Source organism: Persicobacter diffluens, assembly GCF_036244895.1.
GTDB classification, from domain to species: domain Bacteria; phylum Bacteroidota; class Bacteroidia; order Cytophagales; family Cyclobacteriaceae; genus Persicobacter; species Persicobacter diffluens.
Genome location: NZ_BQKE01000001.1, coordinates 736508 through 752597 on the forward strand (window position 1 = coordinate 736508; position 16090 = coordinate 752597).

General features: G+C 42.9%; 16 protein-coding genes. 7 read left to right on the top strand and 9 right to left on the bottom strand.

Annotation, left to right across the window (positions count from 1 at the left end; genetic code table 11):
• Positions 1–33: 33 nt before the first annotated feature.
• Entirely contained in the window at positions 34–792 is a 759-nt protein-coding gene (locus tag AAA970_RS03120; RefSeq protein WP_053403951.1) for a hypothetical protein, read from the top strand.
• A gap of 616 nt (positions 793–1408) precedes the next feature.
• Here AAA970_RS03120 and AAA970_RS03125 read toward each other — a convergent pair.
• On the bottom strand, positions 1409–2083 hold the full coding sequence (locus tag AAA970_RS03125; RefSeq protein ID WP_338235944.1) for an NUDIX hydrolase: 675 nt from the start codon (positions 2081–2083) through the stop codon (positions 1409–1411).
• Positions 2084–2176: 93 nt separating this feature from the next.
• Here AAA970_RS03125 and pyrE point away from each other — a divergent pair, with 93 nt between their 5' ends.
• Complete coding sequence (gene pyrE / locus AAA970_RS03130) at positions 2177–2821, top strand: orotate phosphoribosyltransferase (protein ID WP_420916707.1); 645 nt, start codon at positions 2177–2179, stop codon at positions 2819–2821.
• A 52-nt stretch (positions 2822–2873) separates the two neighbouring features.
• On the opposite strand, the gene AAA970_RS03135 is transcribed toward pyrE, so the two are convergent.
• The 4 genes from AAA970_RS03135 to AAA970_RS03150 form a co-directional block, all read right to left on the bottom strand.
• Positions 2874–3653, bottom strand: a complete 780-nt coding sequence (locus tag AAA970_RS03135) for a TIGR02757 family protein (RefSeq protein ID WP_338235945.1) — start codon at positions 3651–3653, stop codon at positions 2874–2876.
• A gap of 610 nt (positions 3654–4263) precedes the next feature.
• Entirely contained in the window at positions 4264–4779 is a 516-nt protein-coding gene (locus tag AAA970_RS03140; protein WP_338235946.1) for an O-acetyl-ADP-ribose deacetylase, read from the bottom strand.
• A gap of 281 nt (positions 4780–5060) precedes the next feature.
• Entirely contained in the window at positions 5061–6251 is a 1191-nt protein-coding gene (locus AAA970_RS03145) for a protoporphyrinogen/coproporphyrinogen oxidase (protein ID WP_338235947.1), read from the bottom strand.
• Between the two features lie 298 nt (positions 6252–6549).
• Complete coding sequence (locus AAA970_RS03150) at positions 6550–6987, bottom strand: hypothetical protein (protein ID WP_338235948.1); 438 nt, start codon at positions 6985–6987, stop codon at positions 6550–6552.
• A gap of 369 nt (positions 6988–7356) precedes the next feature.
• Here AAA970_RS03150 and AAA970_RS03155 point away from each other — a divergent pair, with 369 nt between their 5' ends.
• From AAA970_RS03155 to AAA970_RS03175, 5 genes are all read left to right on the top strand, one after another.
• Positions 7357–8130 carry a hypothetical protein gene (locus AAA970_RS03155; protein ID WP_338235949.1) on the top strand — a complete coding sequence of 258 codons (774 nt, stop codon included), beginning with the start codon at positions 7357–7359 and terminating at the stop codon, positions 8128–8130.
• Between the two features lie 30 nt (positions 8131–8160).
• Positions 8161–8739 (top strand): hypothetical protein, encoded by a 579-nt coding sequence (locus AAA970_RS03160; RefSeq protein WP_060685495.1) that lies wholly within the window; start codon positions 8161–8163, stop codon positions 8737–8739.
• Between the two features lie 55 nt (positions 8740–8794).
• Complete coding sequence (locus tag AAA970_RS03165) at positions 8795–9613, top strand: hypothetical protein (RefSeq protein WP_338235950.1); 819 nt, start codon at positions 8795–8797, stop codon at positions 9611–9613.
• A 25-nt stretch (positions 9614–9638) separates the two neighbouring features.
• Positions 9639–12281, top strand: a complete 2643-nt coding sequence (locus AAA970_RS03170; RefSeq protein ID WP_338235951.1) for a leucine-rich repeat domain-containing protein — start codon at positions 9639–9641, stop codon at positions 12279–12281.
• A 368-nt stretch (positions 12282–12649) separates the two neighbouring features.
• A complete protein-coding gene (locus AAA970_RS03175) occupies positions 12650–13477 on the top strand; it encodes an SDR family oxidoreductase (protein WP_338235952.1) in 828 nt (275 codons plus the stop codon).
• Here AAA970_RS03175 and AAA970_RS03180 read toward each other — a convergent pair whose 3' ends face one another.
• The 4 genes from AAA970_RS03180 to AAA970_RS03195 form a co-directional block, all read right to left on the bottom strand.
• On the bottom strand, positions 13478–14092 hold the full coding sequence (locus tag AAA970_RS03180; protein WP_338235953.1) for an RNA polymerase sigma factor: 615 nt from the start codon (positions 14090–14092) through the stop codon (positions 13478–13480). It abuts the gene before it with no gap.
• Positions 14093–14210: 118 nt separating this feature from the next.
• Positions 14211–14822 (bottom strand): outer membrane beta-barrel protein, encoded by a 612-nt coding sequence (locus AAA970_RS03185; protein WP_053403963.1) that lies wholly within the window; start codon positions 14820–14822, stop codon positions 14211–14213.
• 83 nt (positions 14823–14905) lie between these two features.
• Positions 14906–15292: a dihydroneopterin aldolase gene (gene folB / locus AAA970_RS03190; protein ID WP_053403964.1), complete on the bottom strand. Its 387-nt coding sequence runs from the start codon at positions 15290–15292 to the stop codon at positions 14906–14908.
• Positions 15293–15295: 3 nt separating this feature from the next.
• Positions 15296–16090, bottom strand: a complete 795-nt coding sequence (locus AAA970_RS03195) for a DivIVA domain-containing protein (protein ID WP_338235954.1) — start codon at positions 16088–16090, stop codon at positions 15296–15298.

Consider the following 16090-nt stretch of genomic DNA (forward strand, 5'->3'; position numbering starts at 1 on the left):
ATTTTTTAGAGTTAGAATATAAATTAAAGCTATATGGCAAGAATTTTTGCAGCCTTGAAAGGGGATTTTTCCTCTCTGGATAATTTGAGAGAGATGGGAGCATCTATTGGGAATGATGAAGTGAGCTTTGATGTGGCCCTGTTAGGGATGGAAGGATGCGAGGACCAGCGAAAGAAGCAGGAGCGCGAAATTCAGGCTAAAGCTCAAGAGCTTAAAATCAATCTTCGGGTGCTCAAAACAGATCACCTTGGCGTGAAGGAAATCGTAGAGAAGACCCCTTTTTATGATATGGTGTTTTTCGATTATGCCTCTGCTTTCCATTTTGTGGATGGTGAAGACAATTCGGAGCAGCTGTTTAAAATATTGATCGGATCACGTTGTCCGGTGGTGATTATTCCATCCAATTACTCAGAAGTGAATAATCTGATTTTCACTTATGATGGAAAGGATGCCTCTATCTTTGCCATTAAAATGTTTGCTTTGCTTTTCGGAAAAAATTGCAAAGACATGGAGGTGACCATTTTGTCTGTGGTGCAGGAAGATGAGTCCATGTTTGGCTTTGAACGTCACCTCATGGATTTTGTGCAAAGTCATTTCAAAAATGTCGGGCTTAAGCACGTATACGGAGAAGAGGTTTCTACCAATATCCATGATTTTTCACAGACATTAAGTGATTCTCTGGTCATCATGGGTGCTTATGATCGCGAAGCAGATACCTATAAGGAGCGTCCATCTGCCGCCAGAGGAATTATCTTCCAACAAGATACCCCGTTATTTATTGCGCATCACTAATAAGGCAAAAGGACGAGTTTCAGGAGTTAAAATAAAAGGATAATTAAAAAACCGCTGGAGGAAATCCCGCGGTTTTTTGCTTTAGGTAACTTTACTCTCAATAATTCTCGTGAATGGCTTTGGTAGTGGAGGAAAGCGGAATAAACCACTAAACGACATGAATGCCCCTAATTAGCGTTGATGCTTTGAAGAGGTGATTTTTGCCCCAGATTGCACAAATTATCACTGATTTTTGAAAGGGTCTGTTAGGGTGATTTTTGCCTTAAGCCGGATTATTCAAGCCTAAATCCTTGTTTAGCCGCATGGCGGAAAATGAAGGAGAAGTTCCCTGTTTCGAGTTGTTTCCAACGAAGCAGATGACTGAGAAGCAAGCAAGTTTGCTCAAATTTGGCTCATTAAAAATCAAAGAAAAGCGTCTACATTAATCTGGATGTGAGTCGATTGAGTTGTGCTGGTGAATTCGGTGGTGAATCATGCGGCTTAAAAACCGCATGGAAATTCGCCTGAAACAATCTTGACTTAAATAGTGGACCTTTAATTAACCCACCCCATTCTGGCTGTAAAAGGCTCGCTTGGAAAAGGGTGCTCACCATCAAAAGCCTACATCCTATTTATCCTACGCCCACTGCTTCTTCAAAAACTTCTTCCACACCAGCTTAATGCTCGGGAAAGTGTTGCTCAGCGCCGCCTGTACTTCATAGTCGCTCATCCAGCGCACTTCATGAATATCTTCCTCTATCTGTGGACGCATATGTTTGTCCGAAAGGCAGGTCATTTCATACCAATACGTTTTCTTCAACACATTTTTGCCCTTATACACATAGGTATGCCAGGTGTGGCATATTTTATCTCCCAGCTTCGCCTTAATGTTGCACTCTTCCTCTACTTCCCGCAAGCCCGCAGCAGCCGGCTTTTCTCCTTTATCCAGCTTGCCTTTAGGAAGATCCCATTTGCCCAAGCGGAAGATCATCAGCTTTTGGTCTTTGCCATTCGTCACCAGGCCACCCGCCGCTTCCACAATATTGAATTGCTGCTTAAAAAAAGTCTTGGCGCGCTCAAGATCTTTGAACTGCATCGTCAGGGCCTTCCAGTTTCCCTGATCCTTCCTCCGGCTGATCTCAATACTTTGTGCCAAATGCACCAAATCCGCATTCTTAATCAGAACATTGCCCTCCAACTCTGGGCTAAGGTGCTCTTTCTTGCCATCCAGTCGGTGCTGATAACTACGATGGGAAACCTCTTTATCCCGATCAATCAGGCGGATCACCCGATCATTGATAAAAACTTTCATCTCAAATTATGGCCCTGTTAATTTTTTTCCAAAAGTGAACATTGAGATGCAAAATCACAATGCTTCCACCAAAATACTTTTTAAATTTGCGACATGAATATGGATCCTAAAGAAATTTCACAGAAAGTTGCTTCCCATTTGTTGGAAGTAGAAGCGATTAAATTAAGCCCGAGCAAGCCATTCACCTGGAGCTCAGGATGGAAATCACCGATCTATTGTGATAACCGCGTGGCACTGGCTTACCCTGCTGTTAGAACCTATATCAAAGAAGCTTTGGCAGCCATGATCAAGGCCAACTATCCTGAAGTGGAAGCGATCGCCGGTGTGGCTACTGCAGGTATTCCACAGGGCGCTTTGGTAGCAGATGCTTTAGGGGTACCATTTATGTATGTACGTTCTAAGCCTAAAGGTCACGGCATGGAAAACCTGATTGAAGGGGATCCAAAAGGGGGACAGAAGGTGGTCGTGTTGGAAGATTTGGTTTCAACCGGTGGAAGCTCATTAAAAGCAGTAGACGCATTGCGTCAGGCAGGTATTCAGGTATTGGGTATGGCCGCCATTTTTACTTACGGTTTTCAGATTGCGGATGATAATTTCGCGGCTTCCAATGTAGACTTGTCGGTATTATCAAACTATGCGGATATGATCGATACCGCTTTGGCTTCCGGTTATGTGAAAGAGGGAGAGGTAGAAGTATTGAAAGCCTGGAGAGTAGATCCATCTAACTGGGGAGGGTAATCTAATCCGGAAAAAAAATTGAAGGAAAGGGGGCGAAAGCCCCTTTTTTTTGCTACTGTCCTTTTTCCTCAATACCAATGCCGAAGAGGGCAAAATCATATTTTACCGGATCCTCCGGATCAAAAGTTTTCAGGTTTTCCGTCAGCTCCAGGGCAGCCTGCCAGTCTGTTTGTTTTCGGCGCAAAAGGCCAAGCCTTCGGGCAATGCGATCCACATGCACATCACAAGGGCATATAAGTTGGGCAGGTTTAATTTTTTTCCATAAGCCAAAGTCCACCCCACCCTCCTCAGAGCGCACCATCCACCGCAAATACATATTCAGCCTTTTACAGGCTGATTTTCTCGCCGGCGTAGCGATATGTTTTTGCGTTCTGCGGGGAAAATGTTCCGCCGCACTGAAGTCCTTTTGAAAATACACCAGAGCCGATTCCATATCCCCATTTCCCAGCTCCATGCCCTTTACAAATACCTCTTCCAGACTTTCATGTGTCTGATACACCCTTTGCAGGTAGTCCACAAAATAAAGTAAATCCTCCTCATTAAAAGTACGGTGTTTAAAGCCCAGAAGCTTTTTCAAATCATCCGCCTGATGGTGGAGAATGAAATCATAAGGCGCCTGATCCATTCGTTCCATCAGCTCCCGGCATTTGTTGATGATGGTCTTCCGCTGCCCCCAGGCCAGAATGCCCGCGAATAATCCCGCAATCTCAATGTCCTGCTTTTGGCTGAACATATGCGGAATCGTGATCGGGTCATGAGGTATGAAATCCGCCTGGTGAAATCTATGGTAATGCTGCTCCAGCAGTTCAAAAAGTGCTTGATTGTTTTGCATAGCCCAATTTAGGGAATCCACCATGGAATTTTACGGTGAGCCCTATCGCAATTATTGATAGCCCGAAAAGAAGTTTTTTTGGGGGACTGCTGCCGCTTAGACGTCAGCACCGGGCTGGCGCGGCTCACCCCATCGGCCTTTTGGGCCGCTGTGGTTTAAACAGACCCGCTTCATCCCTGTCCCGGCGGGCTCATCGCCCGCAAATGCTATCTGATATTATAGCAGAAGCAAAGGTTACACTTCAGTAGTCCGTTTACTTGCCTTCCAATCCATTACAAAAATCAGAGATAATTTGTGAAATTTGTGGCAAAAAAAATCACTTCAACTTTTCTCAAAAAATAGAGTTAAATCGTTCAATTAGTAGATTCACGCCCTCATAATTCAACCTCTTCCACTCCTTTATGAAATCAGAGATAATTTGTGAAATTTGTGGCAAAAAAAATCCCCCTCAGCTTTTCTAATAAATTAGTGTTAATTCGTGCAATTAGTGGTTTCGCACCCTCATAGTTCAAGTCTTCTAGCCCACTACAAAAATAAGAGATAATTTGTGGCAAAAACACCTCCCCAACAGCATACCCTACAAAGCATAGGGCTGTCCTAAAAGTGCAACTCAATAAATCTCCTTTGCGATTTTCTGATAGACCTTTAAATCATGATCGGAAAAACAGACGAAATAAATCTCCTCATAAACATGTGGATGCTTTGCCAGGTAAGCGTAGATCGTTTGCAAAGCAATCTTCGCCGCCCGCTCAAGCGGATAAGCGAAAGCTCCCGTACTAATGGAGGGAAAAGCAATGCTTCGGGCGGCAATTTTCCGCCCCAGTCGGAGGCAGTTTTCATAACAAGAGCGTAATAGAGCCTCCTCGTCTTCCTGTCCGCCTTGCCAGACCGGCCCCACCGTATGGATAATATAATGGGCGGGGAGTCGGAAAGCCTGAGTGATCTTGGCCTGACCGGTGTCACATCCTCCCAGATTTCTGCAGACCTCCAGCAATTCCGGCCCGGCAGCATGATGTATTGCGCCGTCTACTCCGCCACCTCCGAGTAAAGTGTTGTTAGCCGCATTGACAATGGCATCCACCTTTAAGGTAGTGATGTCTCCTTTGATCATCTGGATTTCAGTCATAAGTCAGAGCTTGGTTAAGTACTTTTTGGTCTATATTTATAATACTTTATATGTCTGCTTTGGGTTAAGTTGAATTTTTTTCCTTTGATGCCGCCGATGGATATTAAGTGTAAGAAATCAAAGTGTTGTGATAAAAATCGAATTCAAAGTGAAGGCAGGGGAGTATCCCTTTAAAAAAGACTGTCCTTTATCCTGCTCTGTTTGAGTGGGTTGAGTTATTTTTGAAATCTTCTTCAAATCAGAAAAAGTCATAAATGAAGAGGAGGTGTTCAATAGCTTACTTAGGGCCGATGTAACATCCTTTCTGCAATCGTCTCTGACCGTTGAACACAGTCCTCTATGGAAAGTCCAAGGAAATAATTGCCAGTGAAATGCAGTCCATTCGCCTTGGATTGTTGGTCAATGGTTTTTACTAACTCATCTTGTCCCAGTCTTAGTGATGGCAGGATGTTCTCTTTTTTATATAATTTTTGAAAGTGGTCTTTTCGGATGCCAAGCACTTCGCAAATAATGTTTTCTTTCACTGCATCACTGCCTACATTGGGTTTGAAGTGAAAGACAAAGCCGCGATAGCGCTCGTGTCCCACTACATCTCGAGATACCACTGAGAAGAAATCACTCCTGGGGGCAAAAATTCCCGCCACTTCAGGGAGCTTAAGATCTGATTTTTTCACTACCACGCCCATGGCTTCGCTATAGGCCACCGGGATCTTAGCCAACGCCATTGTCAGGTCTTCATTGATATCTTTCACCAGTCTTTGCGCCACATGTGGCGGAGTGGCTATGGCCAGTTGTTTGCCTTCAAAGGATTGTCCGTCGGTAAGGTGCGCCCTCTTGGCTTCTTCCAGCAATTCCACCTGATTTACCCTAGCATTGGTGATCACCTTAATATTGGGGTGGTGTGCCATCTTTTCAATCAGGGACTGAAGGCCGTTTTTCAGGGTGAAGCTCCTCAAAATATCTTTGCGTTTTTCCCGCTTTTTGAATAGCATGTCCGCCGGGAAATCATCTACTGACTGGCAGGGGACGGCGGCAAAAATATGTTTGAAGTAACGCTCGTAATTGTGGTTACCCAGTATTTTGGAATAATAGCTCTTCACCGTCTCTCCCTCTTTTTTCTGCCAGAATATTCGGGGAACAGAAAATAAGGCTTCCAGCTTATTTACCGGACTCACCACACTTTTCAGCTTTCCTTTTTTATAAATCTTATAGGGTACTTTTTCTCTTGGCATGAGCTCCTGTAGCCAGTCACAGGCTTCAATAAGCCGAATGAAAGCACCGTAAGAATTGTAGGTGGTGTGGGCGCCCATCTCAATCCAGAAATGATCCTGAGCTTCATCTTTGGCAGACTGAATGCATCCTCCAAGCTGTGGGGAAGCTTCCAGCACTAAAACTTTCTGATCTTTTTGGGCTAATTGGAAGGCAAGGCTAATGCCGCTGATTCCTGCGCCTACAATAATGGCATCGTACATAGGGAAAAATCTGTTATTGCTCCAAAAATAGCCGATGGGAAGGAATAAAAAAAATGCCCGCAATGGAGCAGGCTTGAACTGAATTATTCCTGCTTAAACCGTCCTTTAACTACAATGTGAGCAAAATGAAGGGATAGTCTTATATTTCAGGTTTTTTCCGATGCAGTAAATAAATGAGAAGCATGCAAGCTCCGCTGAGTAGGAGTGAATAATATGTCAGGGGAGTTGTCTGTAAGGTATTGAGTGCGTGGTTGTTGGTGCGGGGTTTGAATTTAGCAGGGCGAAATCCGGTTAATGTTTAATATCCGGACCAGCCGTAAATATTTCCCTGGCGGTCGAGGGCGAAATAAGTAGACCCGTTTTCGTGTTCCAGCATGCCGGTAAATAATTGCCCCATCTTTAATTGCATGCTGATATGAGAAGAGTCCAACCACTGATGACAGTCTTTCTGGATGATTTCCTGTACCAAAGCATAGTCAACCGGCTTTAATTGCTCCTTGAGGTGGATCAAATCCATATGCTGGTTAAGTCTGAACTGGAAGAATTCCCTGTTTTCTTTTGAGGTGTGCTTGGTAAAGTCCACTTTTTGAAGGGATAATATATTTTCTAGGGAATTTTGGGAGAGGGATTCTGCAAGTGTCTTGGTGGGCTCGGGCTGCTTTTCCACTTTTTTTTCTCCCTCAGCAAGGTACATCATGAAGGGAAATATCAATAATCCTAACGCCCAAATCTTCATTTTCTATTTTTAAGCTAACGATTTAAAAATAAGTTAATTGTAAAGGAGATGATTAACGGTTTAGCTTTGGGGAAAAAGTTCATTCCATTAAAAAATCTTACTCCTTAAATTTAAATTACAAATCCCTAAATGTAAAGGATTATTACTTGAAAAATCTTTAAAATTTTCGAATGTTTTTAAAATATAAAATAGAACCATGCTTAGATTGTAATTTTTGTAGTGGAAAATGCATGGTTTTTGGATGGTTACATTGAATTTCCGGATTTATCCTACCTGCAATTTTGTATACTGTATTGGAAGGTTTTAAATTGGGGTGATCTAATAGAGATAGATGTTGATTTTTAATAGAACCAAATTCAAAATTTAAAGATGAAGAACCGCGAGGTGAAAAGATCCCTTTTTTCAAAAGGATCCCGCTTATTGGTGTTTGCAGTTGCCTTTGGTGCTGCCGGCCTACAGTCTTGTAAGAAAAAACCTGCTACATCAGAACCTGTGGAAAGCGCCACAGAGGCAAATGAAAATATCAGTGCATTGCTGGAGCAAGCACAATATTTATTGGATAATGTAGAAAAAATGTCATCCAGCCATGTGAAGACAGAAATTGACCGATTACGTAAAGCTGCTGGCGGTAATGAAGAGGTGGAGGCGATCCTGAAACAGGTGGAAGCCAAGCTGGGTGCCAAGGAAAGTATTAATCAGGCCAAGATGTTGGTCGATAATTTTGAAAATTATGACCTGGAATACGTAAAGGAAGAAACGGAAAAATTACGTAACTCTTCTTATGCGGAGGTGCAGACTTATGTGAATCAGCTGGACAAAATGATCGCCGCCAGAGAGCAGCGTGCTGTGGATGCTCGTCCTCTAAAAGTACGTTTGAACGATTATATGCTGAGTATTGCCAATGCCGACTCTCCGGCAGCTGCAGATGGCTATGTAAATAAAGCCCTGGAGCTTTTTGCTTCTCCTTCCGTGGATGTGTTGATCATCATCGGCATTTTTGACGGGGAAAAAGATTTTGACAAACCTACGACGATCAGCCAGTATTTGGATTACCTGAAATTGCAAAAGAAAGCTCCTTACCGTATTGAAAATATTGAGCAGGATGCGAACGGGAAAATCCGCCTTTTGGAATTGAAAAAGTAAGTCGTTGATTTTTTAAATAAACAGAGATTCATGAAAAGATATATGTTAATGATGCTGTGCTTTTTTTGGGGAAGCATGGCCATGGCACAAAATAATGAACCGGATATCAGTCCGGAAAGAAAGCAGGCCATTGACTCTTTGGCTTTGGAAAAAGTCCGTGACCTAAGTAAATACATCACCATCATCGGGGATAAGAAAACCCGCGATGTGGATGCCAATGCAGCCATTGAACGTGCGGTGGAGCTTTTTGATGAGGGTGCCAAGATTGACGTTTCTTCCCTGAACCGACCGGATGATATTCGGGCCTATCCGGTGAAGGACTATTTGAAGCGGCTGAAGTTATTGAACTATGATCAGGTGAACATCGAATGGTTCCATATTCAATATATTTCGGATTTGGTGAAGCAGGCCGATGGTCGTTACGTCGGGGTGATCACCATTTATCAGCGATTCGAAGGAAAGCGAAAAGACGGGATGAAATATGTGGACACCACCAAGAAGGATATCACCGTGTATGTAGAGCGTAAGAAGACGGTCATTCAGGGTAGAACTATCGGCTTCTGGGATGTTTTACTGGGAGATATTCGGGTGACCAACACTTATAAATAATCTCAAACGAGACAGGCAGAATGATCAGCATTTTGCCTGTTTTTATATATTGACTATGCCACTGAAAAGAATTTTGTGTTTGCTCCCCTTCTGCTTGCTGGTTTTGCCGGTTTTCGGGCAGGTGGGCAATTATTTGGATGCGGAGGAATTTTATGCCCGTACCAAGCAGGTGAATCAGTTTATTCGTCGCTTCAATGGGGAGGAGGATCTGAAAGGAGTCCGAATCAATACCAAGGACAAGACCTACCGTTCTCAAAAGCTGCGAAAGAAATATTTACCTCAGCTGATAGATCAGCAAAATCAGGCGATAGTAGACCAACTGACTGCCTTCGGAGTTGATATAATTGAGGGAAAGCCGGCAGAATTTTTGGATTTTTACAGCCCTGATTGGTTTGCTGAAGTGCATGCGGACGTGCGCTTTGAAGGCAGGAACATGCCGATCACCTTTTTCCTGAAATTAGAAGAAGCCAATGGCGGCTGGAAGTGGGTGATTGATCATATTCAGTTTGCACCATATCAGGGACTTTTTGATATGGAACGTACGCCAAAGGAATTTTTAAACCCGCTCAGCCATGAGCTGTACTTTATGCCTTTGAATGAAGCCATGCAGGACCCTGCCCGTTTGGAGGATTATGCCTCGAAAAATTATACCCCGGATGTATTGACCCTCTTTTTGTATGATATGAAAAGGGGACGGCTGCAATTTAAGGGGGTGAACAATGTACACCTTCATTTCTTTCAATTAGAAGGCTGGTATTTTGAATTATCCGAATTTAACCGCTCCGGAAAAAATGCCGGCTGGCTGATTTCTAATTTAGTGAAGGCCGGAACAGCGGATAAAGAAAAACTTAAAGCCTATATTTTGGCCCAATAGCAGGCCCATGGACTACAAATAAGCTATGAAAATAATGAAATGGAATATCAAGAGCCTGTTGCTCCTGTTGCTGATAGTCGGACAGGGCGGATGGGCACATGCCCAACAGGATCACTTTGAGGATTATAAAGAATCCGCTGAGCGACTGATTGGCTACTGGCAGATATATGTGAATATTCTCGGGGATTCCACAGAGATGATGGAGGATAAAGACCGCATCATTGAGGAGAGTTATCTACGGGTGGTGGACAACCCGAAAGTGCAGGTAGAAGATGATTTGGATGAAGAGCGGTTGGTTCCTTATTACAAAGATGTTCAGGCCTATCTGAAAGACATCACCTTTTTCTATCGGTTTGCGCAGTTCAATTATTCTATTGAAGCCGTCGAGCCTTTGGTAAATGAGGCCGGAGAGTACACCTTACTTGTGAAAACGCAGCGTAACCTGCAGGGCAAATTGATCAAAGGCGCCAAAATGGTGAACAACACCCAGGAGGTATTCTTTGAGATGTCCGTGAATGAGTCTGATAAATCGGTGAAGGTTATCAGTGTGTATGCGACCAAACTGAATGAGGACGAAGAATTGTATAAATGGTGGCTGGCACTACCGGAAAACTGGAAAGGTATATTAGGGCAGGAAGTTTACCTGCCGGATTCCAGCACTTTGGCTTCCTGGGGGAAATGGGAACCGGTCCCGGTGGAAGCAACAGAAGAGACCGTAGCTGAGGAGGACAACCTGGCGCTTTCGGATAGCTTGGAAGCCGATACACTTTGGGTGATGAATAAAGCAGATTATATTCAGGCCATTAAGCAAGCGGTAGAGCTTGAAGAGCTGGATTTGTCGAATCGCATGGAGTTGTATGAGTTCGGTGCCCTGTCCAGACTGCGCAACCTGAAAGCGTTAGACCTTTCCCATACTTTTATTGATACTTTAGGGGTTATTCGAAACCTGACTCATTTGGAAAAACTGAATTTGAGCTATACGCGCATTCGCGATTTGAATAACCTTCAGTTTTTATTGTCGCTGAAAGAATTATCGGTACAATTTACACCCTTACATGAGGCCAGTACCCTGTCCCGATTGTCGGGCTTGCAGCGGCTGAATCTGAGCTATACACCATTTGATTCTTTGGCAATTCTCAAGTACAATAAGGCCCTACAGGTGTTGGATATTTCCGGAACGGCGGTTTACGATCTGGATCCGATTAAACAAGTCACCGGGCTCAAGGAATTGCGTCTGGCAGAAGATTCTCTGGTGAACTATGACCTGCTATCCGAATTTTACCAGTTAGAAAAGTTGGATCTTACCGGTGCTACGATTAAGGATTTGAAACCTCTGGAAGAGTTGAGTAGCCTTCAGGTTGTGGTGGTGAAGAATACGCAGGTAGAGGACTTAAGCCCTCTACAATATTTGTCTTCCCTGAAAACAGTTTACTGCGATAATTCTGGCGTTGGTATTGAGCAGGCGCAGGAATTCATGCGACAGAAGTCCGGCACGCTGGTAGTGGCAGATTCTGAAATGCTGCAGAAATGGTGGGAAACGCTGCCATCTGCCTGGTCGGAGTTGTTCTATGAAATGCTGCCCGATAGTCTGGAGGCACCAACCGGGGAATGGTTACACCAAACGGTTTTCGGAGTAGAAGAGCTGGATATGCATGGTCGGGACATTATGGACCTGGAACCTTTGCGAGTATTGCCGAATCTGAAGAAGCTGAATTTTTCTAATACAGGGGTTTATCGATTAGATCCGCTTGCGGATATGACCGGTTTGTTGAAGCTTGATTTTGCCAACACAAAAGTGAATGACCTTGCAGCCATCAAGCACCTGAGTCAGTTGGAGGAGATTGATTTTTCCGGTACGCAGGTGGGGCATTTAGATCAGTTTACAGGGCTGAAAAATCTGCACACCATTAAGGGAAATCAAACTGCTGTGGGGGATTTGAAAGCCCTGACAGATTTGCCCGATTTGAGAAGAGTGGAATTTGATAATAGTCGGGTGGAGGATGAGGACGTCCAATTATTTTTAGAAAATCACCCGGACTGTCTGGTGATCTATAAAGGAGAAGTTTTGGGCAAATGGTGGGCAGGTCTTTCCCGTTCCTGGAAACAAGCCTTGGAGAAGAATCTGCCTATGGGTACCGCTCCGGATGTCGATAAGTTGCATGAACTGATTTTGAGCAAAACCATTGATATTTCCAATCAGCCGGACGTGCAGCGTCTGGAGGCTTTGGATCCTTTTGTGAATTTACAAAAGCTGGTGGCTCGAAATATTCGACTAATGGATTTTAAACCTACACTCAAACACCAAAGCCTGAAATACCTGGATTTGTCCAACAACCCCTTAGAGGATATCGAAGGCATCGGCGAGTTGGCTAATCTGGAAGTCTTGTTGTTGGAAAATGCACAGATTCCATTGTTTGAACCTATTCTGGATTTAAAGTCATTGAAAAAATTGAATATTTCCGGAACAAAGGTGAAGAGAATCAATGGGGTGGAAGATATGACTGCTTTGGAAGATCTGGCCTTTTTCAATACCCGTATCAAAGGCATCAGCAGACTGTCTGCGTGTAAGAATTTGAAGAAGCTTTCTTGTTACAACACCAGGGTGAAGGATTCCGATTTGAATAAATTGAAAGCAGCCTTGCCGAAGCTTGAAGTGGATTTTTATTGATATTGAAAATTTCAATCCATCAAAATATCATCAAAAGGGTAGTCATTTTGGCTGCCCTTTTTTTTATGGACATCTGTCGAATGCTGCAGTATTCAATAGACCAAATCCAAATTATTCACTAATAAATTCATTGGTTCAATTCAAGTGGCTTGTTGGTAATCTATGGTGGGTGTTTTTTTTGATTATTAGCCCACATTTGGATAAGCTTGCTTTCTCCTTCATCATCTGCTACTTAGGGGAAAATCCGAAAAAAGTAAAATTCCTTCATTTTTCCATTCATACCGCTAAACGAAGATTTATGCATACATAATTCGGGATAATTCATTTAACTTACCAGACATATAATTTTAAGATCAAATTTCAAGATAGTGGAAAAGGTTGTTTTGGTTACCGGCGGTTCTTCCGGTATTGGAAAAGCGATAGCAGTTCATTTAAAAGCAAATGGGTATCGGGTGTTTGGTACCAGCCGAAGAGCAATTTCGGATGATCCTTCCGGATTGGAATACCTGCAGATGGATGTGAATGAGGAGGCTTCCGTTCAGACGGGTATCAAGCAATTGCTGGAGATTACAGGTCGATTGGATGCGGTAGTGAATTCTGCAGGCTTAGGGACTATAGGCGCCGTGGAAGAAATGCCGGTGGATACCATTAAGGAAGTCTTTGAAACGAATTTTTACGGGGTATTGCGGGTATGTCAGGTCGTCTTACCCATTTTCAGAAAGCAACGATCAGGTCATATCATTAATATTTCTTCTATTGCCGGAGAGGTGTCTCTGCCTTTCAGAGGGTTTTATTCCGCCAGTAAATTTGCCATGGAAGCTTTTACGGAGGCCATGCGAATGGAGGTGAAAGGCTTCGGGGTGAAAGTTGCTATTATTCAGCCCGGAGATTTCAATACCAATATTTCCAATTCCAGAAAGAATGCCGACTTCAAGTCAGATTCTCCCTATTCCAAGCTGATCAATGAAATGAATAAATTGATCGCTTCCGGAATGGATAGTGCTCCTACGCCGGAAGTGGTAGGTGAAGTGGCATTGAAAATTCTACAGGCGGATCAACCTAAACTCCGCTATCCGGTTGGGGCTTTTACGGAGAAGATTTCAACAAAATTGAGGAAGTTTTTACCGGTGCGTCCTTTCGAACGCATTATTATGGGACACTACAATATGTTGGATAAGGAAATGTATGAGGAGTAATTATTCCTCTTTGGCCCGGCTAAGTTGATGATGAATATATGCCTTAAGAGTGGGATTCTCGTTTAGTAAATCTTTCAGATGCTTAAGGCATTTACTCTTTTTATTTTTAAGCGATTGTTCGCTGGATAAGCCACTGGAGCCCAGTAATTCGTCGTATTTTAATTGATGAAAGTAGTAATCTGTGAGTAATTCTTTACAGCCGGAGGGCAGTTGATCGAAGATTTTTTGAACTTCTTTTTTTCGGTCGATATTGAAGGTCAGGACCCGGTCTAATTCTTCTTCAATTTTTGGAGACTGATTAGCAATCATATGATCCCCGATTGCTTCATAATTCTTTATGCGACTATTTTTTTTGAGCGTTTGCAACCAGCGGTTTCTGGAAATGGCATATAAAATGGTGTTAAGGGTGGCGGCCTGCTTAAAGGTTTTTGCCTGAATCATGTCAATGAGAATCAGTACCGCATCCTGAAATATATCTTCCGCATCCTCTTCGATACCGTTATTGTAGCAAATCCATTTGCGAATAGCCGGATAGGAGCTTTTGTATAGGGCCAATACCGCCTTTCTCATATTTTTTCCACTCTGAATAATCTTTATGATTTCCTTATCTTGCATGCTTAGTCCAATTTTCACTGAAAGCATAACAAGAATAAGCAGAAAGAGTGATCTCAAAGTATGGAAGGGGCAGGTAGGGTTTTACTTAAAATTGATCCCAAATCACTGCTATATTATTCTAAAGTTTGAAGTAATAGCCCATAGTGAAGGTTACAGCGCTATTCAGCAGGGCTTTGATGTTTTCGCGATTCCCGGTGACATCTGTAAGTCCAATGGTGTAATAAGAAGAAATAATGAAATTTGGTCTAAGCTCATATTCCAAGCCAATATTCGCAGAAATATCCAATGGATTAAGCAGGGAGGTTACATTTCTTTTTTTTCCATCCTCTATTTCAGAAGCGTGCATCAGTAAGCCAAACTGCGGTCCTCCGATCATGTTGAGATTCTTCTGGTTAATGGAGACCTTTCCCCAAATGGGAAGCTGTAGGTAGTGAATGTTCAGGTCAAATTCGCCTTCTTCCCCTTTGAAAGAGGCGCCATTTTGGGAATAAAAAAGGCCTACTTTTGAATGTACTTCATGGGTGAGTGGCATCACAAACATGGACCCAAAGCGAAATCCCATTAAACCTGAGCCTCCTTCCTGCCCAACACCGGACATGGAAGAATAATTCAGTCCCAATTGTGACTCCAAGCCAATATTGGAAAAGGTATCCTGAAATTTCCAGCCTCTGGCTTGTGCTGAAAAAGAAAAAAATAGCAAGGAAACAAAAAGGGCGATCTTATTGGTCATGGTAGCAAGCAAGAAAAATGCTGTAAGTTTTTATTTTGGCGGGGTAAAACTAAAAAATAATTAAAGCCTAATGAAGGAAATTTTTAAACATCCTTCATTAGTTGTTCAAAATCTTGACGGCTTCTGTCAATGGTGATTTTGGATCGGTAACAAACGCCACCTATCGGTGGGTTAAATTTAGAAATGTCCACCTTGCAATGGGTCACCGAAGGGATTTCTCGCATGATCTTCATCAAAATTCTTTGGGCAACATTTTCCAATAATTTGGCAGGAATGCCCATTTCTACCTTAATAATATTGTAAAGGTGTGTGTAGTCAACCGTTTTACTTAAATCATCATGAATGGCGGCATTGAGCAGGTTGGTTTTTACTTCTACATCCACGCCATATTTATTTCCTATTTTTTGCTCTTCCTTGTGGAATCCATGGTAAGCAAAAAATTCCATTCCCTCTAGCGTAACTTTCCCCATGGCTTATAAATCATCAAAAAATGAGGAATCCCCTCCCTGATTATTATCTTCTTTCTTTGGAGCTTCCGGTTTTGTCTTCTTTTGTTCAATTTCAGGGACGCCGAAAGTGTCCGGTTGATCCGTAATTTTACTGTCCTCTTCCTTTTTTTCAGTAGCTTCCAGTTGCTCCATGGTAGGATCCTGCGCTAGTTTGCTTTGTATCTTTTCCATACCGGCAATAAGGAGTTCGTGCTTCTTTCGGATTTCCCGTTTTTTGAAGTCCATTTTTCCAATACGCAATTGAAGGTCTTCCAAATTGCCTTTAAGCTCACTTATAAAGTCTTCTCCCATTCCATCAATAGCACGGTAATGTTGCATCATGGATTTGATTTCTTCTTCCACATCTGTGCTGAACTGATGAGATTTCTGCTTCAGCTCATGGTTCATATTGGCCACCCTTTCCTCGGCCTCATTCACCATTCTCGAGGCTTCCATTTGCGCCTGACCGACAATTTTTCCCGCTTCCATCTGCGCTTCGCGAAGGATAATTTCGGCTTCTTTATTCGCCTGTTCTTTAATGTTGGCGCCAGTATCTTCGGCCGTTTTCAAAGTCTTGAATAGCGAATTTTCTACCTCTCGAAGTTTTTCTACTTCCTTCTCCGCAGCAGCCAGCCTGAATTTTAGTTCTTTGCTTTCATCTATGACTTTTTCCCATTCCGAAGAAAGCGACCGCAAAAAGGCATCAACCTCTTCTTTGTCGTAACCACGAAAAACTTTTTCGAATGATTTTTGGCGAATTTCTAAGGGTGTTACTCTCAT

Bases quoted from the DNA above. Each gene is read 5' to 3' on its own strand.
- AAA970_RS03120 (WP_053403951.1), top strand. From the start codon at position 34: ATGGCAAGAATTTTTGCAGCCTTGAAAGGGGATTTTTCCTCTCTGGAT.
- AAA970_RS03195 (WP_338235954.1), bottom strand. From the start codon at position 16,090: ATGAGAGTAACACCCTTAGAAATTCGCCAAAAATCATTCGAAAAAGTT.
- folB (WP_053403964.1), bottom strand. From the start codon at position 15,292: ATGGGGAAAGTTACGCTAGAGGGAATGGAATTTTTTGCTTACCATGGA.
- pyrE (WP_420916707.1), top strand. From the start codon at position 2,177: ATGAATATGGATCCTAAAGAAATTTCACAGAAAGTTGCTTCCCATTTG.
- AAA970_RS03150 (WP_338235948.1), bottom strand. From the start codon at position 6,987: ATGAAGATTTGGGCGTTAGGATTATTGATATTTCCCTTCATGATGTAC.
- AAA970_RS03135 (WP_338235945.1), bottom strand. From the start codon at position 3,653: ATGCAAAACAATCAAGCACTTTTTGAACTGCTGGAGCAGCATTACCAT.
- AAA970_RS03140 (WP_338235946.1), bottom strand. From the start codon at position 4,779: ATGACTGAAATCCAGATGATCAAAGGAGACATCACTACCTTAAAGGTG.
- AAA970_RS03155 (WP_338235949.1), top strand. From the start codon at position 7,357: ATGAAGAACCGCGAGGTGAAAAGATCCCTTTTTTCAAAAGGATCCCGC.
- AAA970_RS03160 (WP_060685495.1), top strand. From the start codon at position 8,161: ATGAAAAGATATATGTTAATGATGCTGTGCTTTTTTTGGGGAAGCATG.
- AAA970_RS03170 (WP_338235951.1), top strand. From the start codon at position 9,639: ATGAAAATAATGAAATGGAATATCAAGAGCCTGTTGCTCCTGTTGCTG.
- AAA970_RS03125 (WP_338235944.1), bottom strand. From the start codon at position 2,083: ATGAAAGTTTTTATCAATGATCGGGTGATCCGCCTGATTGATCGGGAT.
- AAA970_RS03180 (WP_338235953.1), bottom strand. From the start codon at position 14,092: ATGCAAGATAAGGAAATCATAAAGATTATTCAGAGTGGAAAAAATATG.
- AAA970_RS03145 (WP_338235947.1), bottom strand. From the start codon at position 6,251: ATGTACGATGCCATTATTGTAGGCGCAGGAATCAGCGGCATTAGCCTT.
- AAA970_RS03165 (WP_338235950.1), top strand. From the start codon at position 8,795: ATGCCACTGAAAAGAATTTTGTGTTTGCTCCCCTTCTGCTTGCTGGTT.
- AAA970_RS03185 (WP_053403963.1), bottom strand. From the start codon at position 14,822: ATGACCAATAAGATCGCCCTTTTTGTTTCCTTGCTATTTTTTTCTTTT.